Below are 14,692 nucleotides of genomic sequence, written 5' to 3'. Positions count from 1 at the left end.
AAGGGCCACTCCAGTGAAGACGAGTAGGGCGGGGCACGTGAAACCCTGTCTGAATATGGGGGGACCATCCTCCAAGGCTAAATACTCCTGACCGACCGATAGTGAACCAGTACCGTGAGGGAAAGGCGAAAAGAACCCCGGAGAGGGGAGTGAAATAGATCCTGAAACCGTGTGCGTACAAGCAGTAGGAGCTCGCAAGAGTGACTGCGTACCTTTTGTATAATGGGTCAGCGACTTACTGTTCGTGGCAAGCTTAACCGTATAGGGGAGGCGAAGGGAAACCGAGTCTGATAAGGGCGCATAGTCGCGGGCAGTAGACCCGAAACCGGGTGATCTAGTCATGGCCAGGGTGAAGGTGCCGTAACAGGTACTGGAGGCCCGAACCCACGTCTGTTGCAAAAGACGGGGATGAGCTGTGATTAGGAGTGAAAAGCTAATCGAACCCGGAGATAGCTGGTTCTCCTCGAAAGCTATTTAGGTAGCGCCTCGGACGAATACTACTGGGGGTAGAGCACTGTTATGGCTAGGGGGTCATCGCGACTTACCAAACCATTGCAAACTCCGAATACCAGTACGTACTATCCGGGAGACACACGGCGGGTGCTAACGTCCGTCGTGAAAAGGGAAACAACCCAGACCCACAGCTAAGGTCCCAAATTCACTGCTAAGTGGAAAACGATGTGGAAAGGCATAGACAGCCAGGAGGTTGGCTTAGAAGCAGCCACCCTTTAAAGAAAGCGTAATAGCTCACTGGTCGAGTCGGTCTGCGCGGAAGATTTAACGGGGCTAAGCAGTGAACCGAAGCTTGGGGTGCATAAAACTTGTTTTATGCGCGGTAGAGGAGCGTTCCGTAAGCCTGCGAAGGTGGATTGAGAAGTCTGCTGGAGGTATCGGAAGTGCGAATGCTGACATGAGTAACGATAATGCGGGTGAAAAGCCCGCACGCCGAAAGCCCAAGGTTTCCTTGCGCAACGTTAATCGACGCAGGGTTAGTCGGTCCCTAAGGCGAGGGCGAAAGCCGTAGTCGATGGGAAGCAGGTTAATATTCCTGCACCTCGCGTGAGTGCGATGGAGGGACGGAGAAGGTTAGGTGTACCGGGCGTTGGTTGTCCCGGGGAAAGGCGGTAGGTTTGGATCTTTGGCAAATCCGGGATCCTTTAAGACCGAGCACCGAGACGAGCCTTTATGGCAAAGTCACTGATACCACGCTTCCAGGAAAAGCTCCTAAGCTTCAGCTCACGAAGACCGTACCGTAAACCGACACAGGTGGGTAGGATGAGAATTCTCAGGCGCTTGAGAGAACTCGGGTGAAGGAACTAGGCAACATGGCACCGTAACTTCGGGAGAAGGTGCACCCTTTTTGGTGGCTCATGCGAGCTATAGCTGAAGAGGGTCGCAGAAACCAGGCCGCTGCGACTGTTTATCAAAAACACAGCACTCTGCAAACACGAAAGTGGACGTATAGGGTGTGACGCCTGCCCGGTGCTGGAAGGTTAATTGATGGGGTCAGCCGCAAGGCGAAGCTCTTGATCGAAGCCCCAGTAAACGGCGGCCGTAACTATAACGGTCCTAAGGTAGCGAAATTCCTTGTCGGGTAAGTTCCGACCTGCACGAATGGCGTAACGACAGCGGCGCTGTCTCCACCCGAGACTCAGTGAAATTGAAATCGCTGTGAAGATGCAGCGTTCCCGTGGCAAGACGGAAAGACCCCGTGAACCTTTACTATAGCTTTACACTGAACGTTGAGTTCGTCTGTGTAGGATAGGTGGGAGGCTATGAAACTGTGGCGCTAGCTGCAGTGGAGCCATCCTTGAAATACCACCCTGTCGTGCTTGACGTTCTAACCTAGATCCGTTATCCGGATCAGGGACCGTGTATGGTGGGTAGTTTGACTGGGGCGGTCTCCTCCTAAAGAGTAACGGAGGAGCACGAAGGTACGCTCAGCGCGGTCGGACATCGCGCACTGTGTGCAAAGGCATAAGCGTGCTTGACTGCAAGATCGACGGATCAAGCAGGTACGAAAGTAGGTCTTAGTGATCCGGTGGTTCTGTATGGAAGGGCCATCGCTCAACGGATAAAAGGTACTCCGGGGATAACAGGCTGATACCGCCCAAGAGTTCATATCGACGGCGGTGTTTGGCACCTCGATGTCGGCTCATCACATCCTGGGGCTGTAGTCGGTCCCAAGGGTATGGCTGTTCGCCATTTAAAGTGGTACGCGAGCTGGGTTCAGAACGTCGTGAGACAGTTCGGTCCCTATCTGCCATGGGCGTTGGAAGTTTGAGAGGGGCTGCTCCTAGTACGAGAGGACCGGAGTGGACGAACCTCTGGTGTTCCGGTTGTCACGCCAGTGGCATTGCCGGGTAGCTATGTTCGGAAGCGATAACCGCTGAAAGCATCTAAGCGGGAAGCGCGCCTCAAGATGAGACTTCCCGGGGCACAAGCCCCCTAAAGGAACCATATAGACTATGTGGTTGATAGGTCAGGTGTGTAAGTACAGCAATGTATTGAGCTAACTGATACTAATGATCCGTGCGGCTTGACCATATAACCTCAAGTTGCCTTGGTCCCAACGAACGTTGGTAGATCATCAAACGCAAGCTACGTCACAAGTTAACTATGCGAGACTGGGCGCCTTAATCCGTTTCTTGGATGGCGACGCTCCAACCGTCTCCCTGGTGAAATTAGCGCTGTGGAACCACCCGATCCCATCCCGAACTCGGAAGTGAAACGCAGCTGCGCCGATGGTAGTGTGGCTCAAGCCATGCGAGAGTAGGTCATCGCCAGGGGCTTTACCCGAAACCCTCAGTCCATCAGGACTGGGGGTTTCTTTTTGTCCAAAAATCCGCAATGCAACCGCCAAAAACACCGCGCGAGGACGCACGCTGACCACCGCGTCCGCGTCCGCAGGCTCGACGCTCAGGCTGAGACAGGCACTGGTGGCACGACACGCGCCTGGCGCTTGTGCTCAAGCAGGACGCGCTAGCAAGGCCGAAGGGTCTGAATGTCACTGCAGAACCCGGACCGGCAAGGCGCACTCGGAGCAGGGCACCGATACCAGGACACGTACCAGGACACGTGCTTGACGCTGGGTGCCCACTTCCTGGTACTACAGCGGCATCCATCTTGCCCCGATGACCGCAAAGGCATCTGTTTATCGATCGATTGGTAGATGGTCAAAGAACCGACCAGTCAGTGCGTCCGCCAGTGAAAGCACCTGAAAATACCTGTGATAGTGCTGGCTTCCCGCTTATAGATAGGCACGAGGAGCCCGGTCGCCGGCCAGTGCCGGCAAATGGGGGCTGGTTGCAGTCCACAAGCGCCAGACTCCTGGGATCATCAGGAGCCCTGGGGACCATCAGGGCTATGCAATTCATCAAGATCGAAGTGACTCGGTGACTCGGTGACTGGCCTATTCTTGGCCGCCATGCTGCTCACCGAGACTGCATCCGATACGCATGTGCTTGGCCACATCACTTATCGCCGTCGCATGAGGCATTAGCAGGGCACAAGCCAACAAAAAACCCCGCGTGAGCGGGGTTTTTTGGTCCAATCGACTGCACTATGACGCCTGCATCGAGGCGAGGATCAATCGCCCAAGGTCAGCAGAGAGGCATTGCCGCCTGCGGCGGTCGTGTTGACGGTGACGACCTTCTCGGTAGCGAAGCGCAGCAGGTAATGTGGACCCCCGGCTTTCGGGCCGGTGCCCGACAGGCCCTGGCCGCCGAAGGGTTGTACGCCGACGACCGCGCCGATCTGGTTACGGTTGACGTAGACATTGCCCACCGCAACGCGTGCGGTGATGCGATCGATGGTCTCGTCGATGCGCGAATGCACGCCCAGGGTCAGGCCATAGCCAGTGGCGTTGATCTGGTCGATGACGGCGTCGAGCTGGTCGGCCTTCCAACGAATGACGTGCAGCACAGGTCCGAAAACCTCGCGCTGCAGCTGCGCCAGCGAGGTCAGCTCGTACGCACGTGGGGCGAAAAAACTCCCGTTAGCGGCGGCCGGATCCAGGGTGGTGGAGCCGATCAGGCGGGCTTCGCGATCCATGCGCGCTGCATGATCATCGAGGATCTTGAGTGCATCTGCATCGATGACGGGACCAACGTCGGTGGACAGGAGCGCAGGATCGCCGATCTTCAATTCCCCCATGGCGCCGGCCAGCATGGTCATGACCTTGTCGGCGATGTCGTCCTGCACGAACAGCACACGGGCCGCCGAGCAGCGTTGGCCGGCGGACATGAAGGCGCTGGAGATCGCGTCCTTGACGACGGCTTCCGGCAACGAGGACGAGTCGGCGATGAAGGCGTTCTGGCCACCGGTTTCGGCAATCAGCACACCGATTGCGGCGTCGCGCGCAGCCAGGGTGCGGTTGATGACGCGTGCGGTCTCGGTGGAGCCAGTGAAGGCAACGCCCGCCACGCGCGGGTCATTGGTCAGCGCCGCGCCGACGGTGGCGCCGTCGCCCGGCAGGAACTGCACGACCGCCTCGGGGATGCCCGCTTCGTGCAGTAGCTTCACTGCGGCGTAGCCGATCAGGTTGGTCTGCTCTGCGGGCTTGGCGATGACGCTGTTGCCGGCGGCCAATGCGGCGGCGACCTGGCCGAGGAAGATGGCGAGCGGGAAGTTCCAGGGACTGATGCAGACGAATACGCCGCGGCCATGCAACTGCAGTTCGTTGGATTCACCGGTCGGTCCGGGCAGGCGTTCGGGTGCACCGAACTGGGCGCGTGCCTGGCCGGCGTAGTAACGCAGGAAGTCGACCGCCTCGCGCACCTCGGCCACGGCGTCGGGCAGGGTCTTGCCGGCCTCCTTGACGCAGATGGCCATGAACTCGGGCATGCGCGCTTCGAGCAGGTCGGCCGCATGCTCCAGGATGGTGGCGCGGCTGGCGGCAGGCGTGCGGTTCCAGGCTGGCTGCGCGGCAGTCGCGGTCGCCAACGCCGTCTGTACGGTGGCCGGATCGGCTGGCTGCCACTGGCCGACCGTGTCGCGGCGGTCTGCCGGGTTGAGCACGGCCTGGCTGGGCGTGCTGATCACCGCGCCGGGCACCAGCGGGCCGGCCTTCCAAGGCTTGATGGCGGCATTGAGTTGCTCGGCCAGCTGCCGCAGATCGTTGTCGTTGGCGAGATTGGCGCCCATGGAATTTTTCCTGTGTTGGTTCTGGCTGCGCAGCAGATCGGTCGGCAGCGGAATCTTGGGATGCGGAATGGAGCCGAACGAGGACACTGCTTCGACCGGATCACGGATCAGCTCTTCGATGGCGACGTCCTCGTCGGTGATGCGATTGACGAAGCTGGAATTGGCGCCGTTTTCGAGCAGGCGTCGCACCAGGTACGGCAGCAGATCCTCGTGCGAGCCAACCGGTGCGTACACGCGGCAGGGCAGCCCCAGGCGATCGGCCGGAATCACTTCGGCATACAGGTCATCGCCCATGCCGTGCAGTTTCTGGTGTTCGTACACCTTGCCGCCGGAGATCGCGCGGACCGCCGCGATGGTCTGCGCGTTGTGCGTGGCGAACATCGGGTACAGCGCATCGCTGTGCGCGAACATGCGACGTGTGCAGGCCAGGTACGACACGTCGGTATTCTGCTTGCGGGTAAATACCGGATAGCCTGGGTGACCTTCGATCTGTGCACGCTTGATCTCCGCGTCCCAGTACGCGCCCTTGACCAGACGCACCGGAATCCGACGGCCGACGCGGCGTGCCAGGTCGGCCAGGAAATCGATCGTGTACGGCGTGCGCTTCTGGTAGGCCTGCACCGCCAGGCCATAGCCTTCCCATCCATCCAGCGACGGGTCGGAGAACGTGGCCTCGATGATGTCCAGCGACAGTTCCAGGCGGTCGGCTTCTTCGGCATCGACGGTGTAGCCGATGCCATAGGACTTGGCCAGTTGCGCCAGCTCGAGCACGCCCGGGACCAGCTCGGCCATCACGCGCGCACGCTTGGCATGTTCGTAGCGCGGATACAGTGCGGACAATTTGATCGAGATGCTGGGCGCTGCGAATACATCGGTGCCGACGAAACTGCCGCTGCGGCCGATCGCGTGGATGGCATCGCGGTATGCCTGCAAATAGCGCTGCGCATCCTTCATGGTCAATGCGCCTTCGCCGAGCATGTCGAACGAATAGCGGTAATCGGCGTTGTCGCCCTTGCGCGAGCGCGAGAGGGCTTCACCGATGGTGCGGCCCATGACGAACTGGTGGCCCATGATCTTCATCGCCTGGCGCACGGCCAGGCGAATCACCGGCTCGCCGACGCGGCCGATCAGACGCTTGAATGCGCCGGGCACGTCGGCACGGGTGAGGTCGTTGAGCTGCACCAGCTTGCCGGTGAGCATCAGGCCCCAGGTCGATGCGTTGACCAGCACCGAGTCGCTGCCGCCGACGTGCTTCTTCCAGTCGGCATCGCCGAGCTTGTCGCGGATCAGCTTGTCTGCGGTGTCCTGGTCGGGAATGCGCAACAGTGCCTCGGCCACGCACATCAGCAGCACGCCTTCTTCGCTGCCCAGGTCGTACTGGCGCATGAAGGCTTCGATCGCGCCCTGGTCCTGCGCACGTGCTCGGACGCGGGTGACCAGGTCGGCGGCAAGCGCCTGCACCTTGGCCTGTTCGGCGGCGGGCAGACGCGCCTGGTCGAGCAGTTCGCGTACGTGCTCGGTTTCGTCCTTGAGCCATGCGGCCGTGATCGCCGCACGCAATGCGCCGGGTGCGGCAGGCAGCTCGGGCGCCAGCAGCGGGCGCGCAACTGAGGGAGAGGCAAGCGGGTCGAGCTGAGCGTTCATGCGTAGGGCGCCTGGGAATCCGTGCTCATTCTAGAGAGCCGCGGGCTCCGCGCACTTGTGTGGAAGCGGCAGCTTTTCCGCCGTTTTGTGCACGTGGCCAGCGCAGGCCCAAGCGGGCTCGATCGTTGCCGGCCACGGGCACGGGGATCGCTGCCGGCATCGGGAAGTGATTGATTTACGCGTGTTTTTAGCTGCACTGCAGCAATTCGATGATTGCCGGAAACGCTTGCCGCCTGCGTTCGTGCGGGTCTACCATCGGGCCATTCCCGCAGTGCGCTGCGTGTTGCCAATGATCGAAGTACTGCCGTTGATGTCCGAAGGGGTCGGGACGCAGTTGCGGTTGCGGCCTCCGCGGGCATTGTCGGCCAGGCAGTTCGTGCAGTTGTTCGCAGTATTGGCGGGAACGATGTGGGTATTTGCGGGCCTGGGGTGGTGGACCGGCAATGCATTCGCGCCGGTGTTCGCCCTGTTGCACAGTGGTGTGGTGGCGCTGGCGCTGCGGCAGTTGTGGCGAAGTGGCGAGCGCGAAGAAGCGATCCGGGTGGGAGACACCGTCGTCGAGGTGTTTGCGTCCGGGCATGCGCCACCAGCGTTTCAGGCACATCCGCATTGGGTGCGGTTATCCATGGAACGCGACGACAGGGTGGTGCTGGTCAGCAGCGGCAAGCAGATCGAGATCGGAAGTTTTCTCGGGCCGGCCGAACGTGTGGAACTGGCAACTACGCTGAAACGCTTGCTCGCGGCCGCCAATGGCCGTCACCGATGACGTAAGGGTCTAGGCAATGACGCAACGCAGCAGCTGGAAGGCGACGTATTCGAAGATGGCTTTGGCGATGGCGGCGCTGCTGGGCGCACCGGCTGCCTGGGCGCAATCGGCCGACCCGAAGGAATGGCAGCTCAACATGGGCCGCGGGGTCACTCAGACCGCGCGCATGGCCTACGAGGCGCATATGGTGGCGCTGTGGGTCTGCGTGGTGATCGGCGCGCTGGTGTTCGGTGCCATGGGCTATGCGATCTTCAAGTTCCGCAAGTCCAAGGGCGCTGTGGCTGCGCAGTTCAGTCACAACACCACGGCCGAGGTGTTGTGGACGGTGATTCCGGTGCTGGTGCTGATTGCGATGGCCTGGCCGGCAACGGCCAAGCTGATCGCGATGTACGACACCCGCGAGTCGGAAATGACCGTCAAGGTCACCGGCTACCAGTGGATGTGGAAATACGAGTATCTGGGCCAGGGCGTGGAATTCACCAGCCGGCTGGCGCGCGAGTCCGATCGCATCCGCCAGAGTGGCGAGCGTCCGACCGCTGCCTCGCAACCGCATTACCTGCTGGATGTGGACAACCGCCTGGTGCTGCCGGTCGGGACCAAGATCCGTTTCGTGATCACCGCCGACGACGTGATCCATGCGTGGTGGGTGCCGGCCCTGGGCTGGAAGCAGGACGCCATCCCCGGCATCGTCAACGAGGCATGGACCAACATCGAGCAGCCGGGCGTGTATCGGGGCCAGTGCGCCGAATTGTGCGGCAAGGACCATGGCTTCATGCCGATCGTGGTGGAGGCGCTGCCCAAGGCCGAATTCCAGCGCTGGCTGGCCGCGCGTCGCAGTGCCAATGCATCGCCTGCTGCACCGGCGGGCGCCCCCGCACCGGCGCCGGTGTCCACCCCTGCAGCAACGCCTGCCGGCGAGGCTGCGCCTGCTCCGGCCGCCGCGCCGACTGCCGCTCTTTAATCGCCCGCAACCGCATCGCTTCGTAGAGGTCGTTCCGTCATGGCGCATACCGCAGTCGATCACCACGGACACCACCAGCCCGGTTTCGTCGAGCGCTGGTTCTTCTCGACCAATCACAAGGACATCGGCACGCTGTACCTGCTGTTTTCCTTCGTGATGTTCATCATCGGCGCGGCGATGAGCGTGGTGATCCGCGCCGAACTGATGCAGCCCGGGCTGCAGTTCGTCAAACCCGAATTCTTCAACCAGATGACCACCGTGCATGCACTGGTGATGATCTTCGGCGGCGTGATGCCGGCCTTCGTCGGCCTGGCCAACTGGATGATTCCACTGCAGATCGGCGCGCCGGACATGGCGTTGCCGCGCATGAACAACTGGTCGTTCTGGTTGCTGCCGGTGGCCTTCACCCTGCTGCTGCTGACGTTGTTCCTGCCCGGCGGTGCGCCGGCTGGTGGCTGGACGCTGTATCCGCCGCTGTCGCTGCAGGGCGGCTACAACGTGGCCTTCAGCGTGTTTGCAATTCACGTGGCCGGCGTCAGTTCGATCATGGGCGCGATCAACATCATCGCCACCGTGCTCAACATGCGCGCGCCCGGCATCGATCTGTTGAAGATGCCGATCTTCTGCTGGGCCTGGCTGATCACCGCCTTCCTGCTGATCGCGGTGATGCCGGTGCTGGCCGGTGCAGTGACCATGCTGCTGACCGACAAGTTCTTCGGCACCAGCTTCTTCAATGCGGCCGGCGGCGGCGACCCGGTGATGTACCAGCACATCTTCTGGTTCTTCGGGCACCCGGAGGTCTACATCATGATCCTGCCGGCGTTCGGCGTGGTCAGCGAGATCATCCCGACCTTCAGCCGCAAGCCGCTGTTCGGGTATCAGGCGATGGTGTATGCGATCGCGGCGATCGCGTTCCTGAGCTTCATCGTGTGGGCGCACCACATGTTCACCGTGGGCATGCCGCTCGGTGGCGAAATCTACTTCATGTTCGCCACGATGCTGATCTCCATCCCGACCGGGGTGAAGGTGTTCAACTGGGTCAGCACGATGTGGAAGGGCTCGCTGACGTTCGAATCGCCGATGCTGTGGGCGGTGGCCTTCGTGATCCTTTTCAGCATCGGTGGATTCTCGGGCCTGATGCTGGCGATCGTGCCGGCGGATTTCCAGTACCACGACACGTATTTTGTGGTCGCGCATTTCCATTACGTGCTGGTCACCGGAGCGGTGTTCGCGTTGATCGCGGCGGTCTACTACTGGTGGCCGAAATGGACCGGGCGGATGTACAACGAAACCTGGGCCAAGTTTCATTTCTGGTGGACGATGGTGTTCGTCAACCTGCTGTTCTTCCCGCAGCACTTCCTCGGCCTGGCCGGCATGCCACGGCGGATTCCCGACTACAACGTGGTGTTCGCCGACTGGAACCTGATCAGCTCGATCGGCGCGTTCGGCATGTTCGCCACGCCGTTCCTGATGGCCGGCATCCTGCTCGCCTCGTTACGCAGTGGCGCCAAGGCCGACGCACGGGCCTGGGAAGGCGCCAGGGGACTGGAGTGGACGGTGCCGTCGCCGGCACCGGCGCATACCTTCACCGTACCACCGGTGATCAAGCCTGGAGATCTTGCGCATGAAGACATCGGTCACTGAGTCGGCGCCGGCAGCGGTGGCGCGCCTGCTCTCGGCTGCCGAACGGCAGGCGCAACAGCGTCGCGCGGTGCGCCGCACGGCGATCACCGTCGGCATCATCGCGTTGCTGATCTACGCGGGTTTCATCGCGTCGGGAGTCATCGGGCGGTGAACGCGCGGGCGCCCGCACCTGCACCGACGGCCGGCTTGTTCAAGCTGCTGGGCGTGGTGCTGGGCGTGTTCGTGCTGACCTTTTCGCTGGTGCCGCTGTATCGCATCGCGTGCGAAAAAGTCTTCGGCATCCGCATGGAGCGCGCACCGGGCAGCACGCGTGCCAATGGCGCTGCGATTGCAGGGCCTGGCAGACGCACGGTGCGGGTGGAGTTCGATGCCGGGGTCAATTCCAAGCTGCCGTGGACCTTCCATCCCGAGCAGATGACGATGGATGTGGTGCCGGGCGAACTCAACGAGGCGCTGTATTTTGCGCGCAACGACAGCGCGCGTGCGGTGGTCGGCAGTGCGGTGCCATCGGTCGCACCGGCGCGCGCGTCCGGATACTTCAACAAGACCGAATGTTTCTGTTTTACCGCGCAGACCTTGCAGGCCGGCGAAACGCGCGACATGCCGCTGCGTTTCATCGTCGACCCTGCGCTGCCGCCGGAAGTCACCACGATCACCCTGTCCTATACATTTTATCGCAACGACACCCTGACCTCGGAGCTGCAGGGCGGTGGCGCATCCAGCGCGCCGCGCGCCGCGCCGTAATCCCTCATCCACACGCAGCACCGACACGGAAGCAACGCCATGGCCGACCACAGTCCCAATGCCGATGCGTATTTCGTCCCGAGCCAGAGCAAGTGGCCCTTTGTCGGGTCGATTGCGATGTTCGTGATGATGATCGGCGTGGCCAGCTGGCTCAACGATGCGGCATGGGGACGCTGGACGTTCTTCGTCGGCATGGCGATGCTGCTGGCGACCTTGTTCATGTGGTTTGGCGATGTCATCCGCGAATCCAATGCCGGGCACTACAACCGCCAAGTGGACGGCTCCTTCCGCATGGGGATGGTGTGGTTCATCTTTTCCGAGGTGATGTTCTTCGGCGCCTTCTTCGGTGCGCTGTTCTACACGCGCGTGCTGACGCTGCCCTGGCTGGGCGGCGAAGGCGATGGCGTCATGACCAACGAACTGTTGTGGAACGGTTATTCCGCTGCGTGGCCGACCAATGGCCCCGGCACGATCGGTGGGCAATTCCAGACCATTCCGGCCTGGGGCCTGCCGCTGATCAATACGCTGATCCTGCTCAGCTCCGGCGTGACCCTGACCATTGCCCACCACGCACTCAAGGGCGGTCGTCGCGGCGCGCTATTGCTGTGGCTGGGGCTGACCGTGCTGCTGGGCTGCGTGTTCCTGTTCCTGCAGGCGGAGGAATACATCCACGCCTACACCGAGCTCAATCTTACGCTGGGATCGGGCATCTACGGCTCGACCTTCTTCATGCTCACCGGCTTCCACGGCATGCACGTGCTGCTGGGCACGATCATGCTGGCGGTGATGTGGCTGCGTGTCGCGCGTGGGCACTTCACCCGCGACAACCACTTCGCCTTCGAAGCGGCCGCCTGGTACTGGCACTTCGTCGACGTGGTGTGGCTGGCGTTGTTCCTGTTCGTATATGTACTTTGAGAATCGGGAATCGGGAATCGGGAATCGCAAGAGCGAGCCCCTTTTTGCTTTTACGATTCCCCATTCCCCATTCCCCATTCCCAGCCGCGTCAGCGGCCGAGCCCATGCGGCTTGATCCAGCCGGTATAGATGCCCAGGATCACCACGGCGATCAGTGCGACTGAGAGGCTGATGCGCCAGGTCAGTGCGTTGACGGTACGCTTGGTTTCGCCACGGTCGGTGAGCAGGTAGTACAGGCCTGCGCCCAGGTTCCACAGGATCACGATCAGGAAGGCGACAATCAGCAACGTCTTGAGCGAATCGTTCACAACAGCCCCGGTGGTCGTCGGCGTGGTAGCGGCATTGCACGCCTTTTTGCGTCGCTTGTCATGATGCGCAAGCACACGGCGGTGCTGGGATGGTGCCTGGCCGTGCTGGTCAGCGCGGGTTTTGTGGCGCTTGGACAGTGGCAGCTGCAGCGCATGCACGACAAACAGGCGTTGCTGGAACGCGCGGCGCAGGTGCGGCAGACGCCGTTGACCCTGGTGCAGGCCCTGGCCACGCCGCACGCGCTGGCCTGGGTGAGCGGACAGGTGCGGTTTCTGCCGCAGCAGGTGCTGCTGGACAACCAGCTGCATGCCGGGCGCGCCGGCGTGCGGATCTATCAGCTTGCCGCCCCGCAGGGCAGCCCCGTCACGCTGCTGGTCGATCTGGGCTGGCTGCCGTTGCCGGCCAATCGGCAATTGCCGAGGATCACGCCGCTGCAAGGGACCCATACGCTGCAGGGGTTGCTGGGTGCGCCGCCCTCGGCGGGGCTTGCGATGGGGCCGGCGTTGTCGGCTGCCGATGCGCCGCAGACCTGGCTGGCCACGCGTCTGGATCCCAGCGCCCTGCGCAGCGCGCTTGGCAGGCGCGACATTTCGTCGCAGGTCCTGCGCCTGGATCCGGCCCTGCCGGTTGGTTACGCACGCGACCTGGAGATGCTGCCGAATACGCTTCCGCCCGCGCGGCACTTGGGTTATGCGGTGCAATGGTTCGGTCTGGCCGCAGCCGTGCTGGTCACCGCGACGCTGCTGACGTGGCGTGCGCGTCGCCGCCGTCGACGCGGGCACTGACGCCTGCGGCATGAGAAAATCGCCGGCATGACCTCCTCCACATCGGCCACGCCGCATTCGGTCAAACGCGGCCGCAGGATGCTGATTGCCCTGGCGGTGCTGTTCTTCGGCTCGATGTTGCTGGCCGGCGTGCTGCGCTTCTCCGGATGGCAGCCGGCATCGATGCGCAATCACGGCGAGTTGCTCCAGCCGCCCGCCGACCTGCGCGGGTTGGTGCCGGTGCGCGCGGACGGGCAGCCGTATGCCTGGACGCCTGCCGAACGCGTGTGGCGGATTGCGCTCGCACCGCCGGCCAGTTGCACGCAGCAATGCGTGACGCTGGCGGCCGAACTGGACAAGGTATGGCAACTGCTCGGGCATCGCGCCGACAAGGTGGAGGTGTTGTGGATCGGCACCCCGCCGGCCGGCTTGCCGCCGATGCCGGCCCTGCGTGTGCTGCGCGACGACGCGCGGCTGCGGCAGGGCTTGCCGCGTGCCGACGATGCCGCCGGCGTGCCGGTGTATGTGATCGACCCCAACGGCTTCGTGATCCTGCGCTATGCCCCGGGCTTCGACCCGGCCGGCCTGCGTGCCGATCTGGTCAAGCTGCTGAAACTGATGTGAGCCCGTTTCGATGAATCTGTTTGCGCCACCGGCATTGTTCCGCCACTTCCATCGCATGGCCTGGCTGGCTGCGCTGTTCACTGCGAGCACGATCCTGTTTGGGTCGTTCGTGCGGCTGTCCGATGCCGGCATGAGCTGCCCGGACTGGCCGACCTGCTATGGCCGCGTCACCTGGCCACAGACCAGCGACGAAGCCAACGCGCATGTGGCCAGCAAGATCCGGCCGCTGGAATCGCACAAGGCCTGGCGCGAGCAGGTGCACCGCTTCCTGGCCGGGGCGCTCGGGGTGGAGGTGCTGGTGCTGTCCTTGCTGGCGGTGCGCCGCCGCCGCATGGGCATCGCCCAGGTGGTCGCTGCCGCAGTGCTGGTGGCGTTGTCCATTCCGCTGTACATGTCCGGCTGGCACACGCTGGCGTTCGGCGTGGCGATCGCGGGCGAGGCCATCCTGCTGCTGGCGGCGCTGCGCTGGAGCAATATCGATCTGGCGCGTGCGGCGGTGCTGACCCTGGCAGTGGTGATCTTCCAGGCGCTGCTGGGCATGTGGACGGTGACGTTGCTGCTCAAGCCCATCGTGGTGATGGGCCATCTGCTCGGCGGCATGCTGATGTTCTCGCTGCTGGTATGGATGGCCTGGCGCGCGACCCACTTGCCGATCACGCTGGCCGATGCCTCGCGGCTCACGTGGCTGTTGCGCGCGGGCGTGGCGGTGCTGGGCCTGCAGATCGCGCTTGGCGGCTGGGTCAGTGCCAATTACGCGGCGCTGGCCTGTGGCGGTGGCAGCTGGTCGGCCGACAATTTCCCGCGTTGCGTCAGCCAGTGGTGGCCGCCGCACGACTTCCGCGAAGGCTTCACGCTGTGGCGCGGGATCGGAGTGGATTACGAAGGCGGTGTGCTCGATGGCGCAGCGCGTATCGCCATCCAGATGGCGCACCGGTTGTGGGCCATTGCGACGGCGCTGTATCTGTGGTGGCTGGCCTGGCGTCTGTCGCGCTCGCCGGGCATGCGCGTGTGGGCCGGTGCGCTGGCGGTGCTGGTGGCGGTGCAGGTGACGCTGGGCATGCTCAACGTCAAGTTGGCCCTGCCGCTGGAAGTGTCGGTGCTGCATAACGGCGGCGCAGTTGCGCTCCTGTTCGTGCTGGTCTCGCTGCTGGCGCGGCTGCGCGCGCCGGAGTGAGC

The 14,692-nt window shown here is 62.7% G+C and carries 11 protein-coding genes and 2 rRNA genes (1 of these 13 only partly in view); 11 read left to right on the top strand and 2 right to left on the bottom strand.

Annotated features, from left to right (window positions below; translation table 11 throughout):
• Together H7A87_RS18595 and rrf are read left to right on the top strand one after the other, a co-directional pair.
• Nucleotides 1-2,547, top strand: a 23S ribosomal RNA gene (locus tag H7A87_RS18595) (it extends 334 nt beyond the left edge of the window).
• Nucleotides 2,548-2,674: 127 nt separating this feature from the next.
• Nucleotides 2,675-2,789: ribosomal RNA gene (rrf, locus tag H7A87_RS18590) — 5S ribosomal RNA — on the top strand.
• Nucleotides 2,790-3,588: 799 nt separating this feature from the next.
• Here the strand turns inward: rrf and putA are convergent.
• Nucleotides 3,589-6,789 carry a bifunctional proline dehydrogenase/L-glutamate gamma-semialdehyde dehydrogenase PutA gene (putA, locus tag H7A87_RS18585; RefSeq protein ID WP_119128038.1) on the bottom strand — a complete coding sequence of 1,067 codons (3,201 nt, stop codon included), beginning with the start codon at nt 6,787-6,789 and terminating at the stop codon, nt 3,589-3,591.
• Between the two features lie 289 nt (nt 6,790-7,078).
• Between putA and H7A87_RS18580 the strand changes: the two genes are divergently transcribed.
• Genes H7A87_RS18580 through H7A87_RS18555 form a run of 6 tightly spaced genes read left to right on the top strand, consistent with a single transcriptional unit; the run spans nt 7,079 to nt 11,819 of the window.
• Nucleotides 7,079-7,555 carry a DUF2244 domain-containing protein gene (locus tag H7A87_RS18580; RefSeq protein WP_119128039.1) on the top strand — a complete coding sequence of 159 codons (477 nt, stop codon included), beginning with the start codon at nt 7,079-7,081 and terminating at the stop codon, nt 7,553-7,555.
• A gap of 16 nt (nt 7,556-7,571) precedes the next feature.
• Nucleotides 7,572-8,516, top strand: coding sequence for a cytochrome c oxidase subunit II (gene coxB / locus H7A87_RS18575; RefSeq protein WP_119128041.1), 945 nt, complete (start codon nt 7,572-7,574; stop codon nt 8,514-8,516).
• A gap of 39 nt (nt 8,517-8,555) precedes the next feature.
• The gene (ctaD, locus tag H7A87_RS18570) at nt 8,556-10,160 is read left to right on the top strand and encodes a cytochrome c oxidase subunit I (RefSeq protein ID WP_065032999.1); all 1,605 of its coding nucleotides are present in this window, start codon (nt 8,556-8,558) and stop codon (nt 10,158-10,160) included.
• Complete coding sequence (locus tag H7A87_RS18565; RefSeq protein WP_104584137.1) at nt 10,141-10,311, top strand: hypothetical protein; 171 nt, start codon at nt 10,141-10,143, stop codon at nt 10,309-10,311. The genes ctaD and H7A87_RS18565 overlap by 20 nt, the downstream gene beginning before the upstream one ends.
• The gene (locus tag H7A87_RS18560) at nt 10,308-10,904 is read left to right on the top strand and encodes a cytochrome c oxidase assembly protein (RefSeq protein WP_119128042.1); all 597 of its coding nucleotides are present in this window, start codon (nt 10,308-10,310) and stop codon (nt 10,902-10,904) included. The genes H7A87_RS18565 and H7A87_RS18560 overlap by 4 nt, the downstream gene beginning before the upstream one ends.
• 39 nt (nt 10,905-10,943) lie before the next feature.
• Nucleotides 10,944-11,819, top strand: coding sequence for a cytochrome c oxidase subunit 3 (locus H7A87_RS18555; RefSeq protein WP_104535425.1), 876 nt, complete (start codon nt 10,944-10,946; stop codon nt 11,817-11,819).
• Nucleotides 11,820-11,908: 89 nt separating this feature from the next.
• Here the strand turns inward: H7A87_RS18555 and H7A87_RS18550 are convergent, their stop codons facing one another.
• On the bottom strand, nt 11,909-12,127 hold the full coding sequence (locus H7A87_RS18550; RefSeq protein WP_119128043.1) for a twin transmembrane helix small protein: 219 nt from the start codon (nt 12,125-12,127) through the stop codon (nt 11,909-11,911).
• 60 nt (nt 12,128-12,187) lie between these two features.
• Here H7A87_RS18550 and H7A87_RS18545 point away from each other — a divergent pair, with 60 nt between their 5' ends.
• The 3 genes from H7A87_RS18545 to H7A87_RS18535 are packed head-to-tail and all read left to right on the top strand — an operon-like array spanning nt 12,188 to nt 14,690.
• The gene (locus H7A87_RS18545) at nt 12,188-12,913 is read left to right on the top strand and encodes an SURF1 family protein (RefSeq protein WP_119128045.1); all 726 of its coding nucleotides are present in this window, start codon (nt 12,188-12,190) and stop codon (nt 12,911-12,913) included.
• Between the two features lie 27 nt (nt 12,914-12,940).
• Nucleotides 12,941-13,516: a hypothetical protein gene (locus H7A87_RS18540; RefSeq protein WP_016902808.1), complete on the top strand. Its 576-nt coding sequence runs from the start codon at nt 12,941-12,943 to the stop codon at nt 13,514-13,516.
• A gap of 10 nt (nt 13,517-13,526) precedes the next feature.
• A complete protein-coding gene (locus H7A87_RS18535; protein WP_104584132.1) occupies nt 13,527-14,690 on the top strand; it encodes a COX15/CtaA family protein in 1,164 nt (387 codons plus the stop codon).
• Nucleotides 14,691-14,692: the final 2 nt, after the last annotated feature.

It is taken from the genome of Xanthomonas sp. CPBF 426 (assembly GCF_903989465.1).
Classification (GTDB): domain Bacteria; phylum Pseudomonadota; class Gammaproteobacteria; order Xanthomonadales; family Xanthomonadaceae; genus Xanthomonas; species Xanthomonas euroxanthea.
Note: the sequence above shows the minus strand (reverse complement) of the source record. Positions and strands in the feature narration are given on the sequence as shown.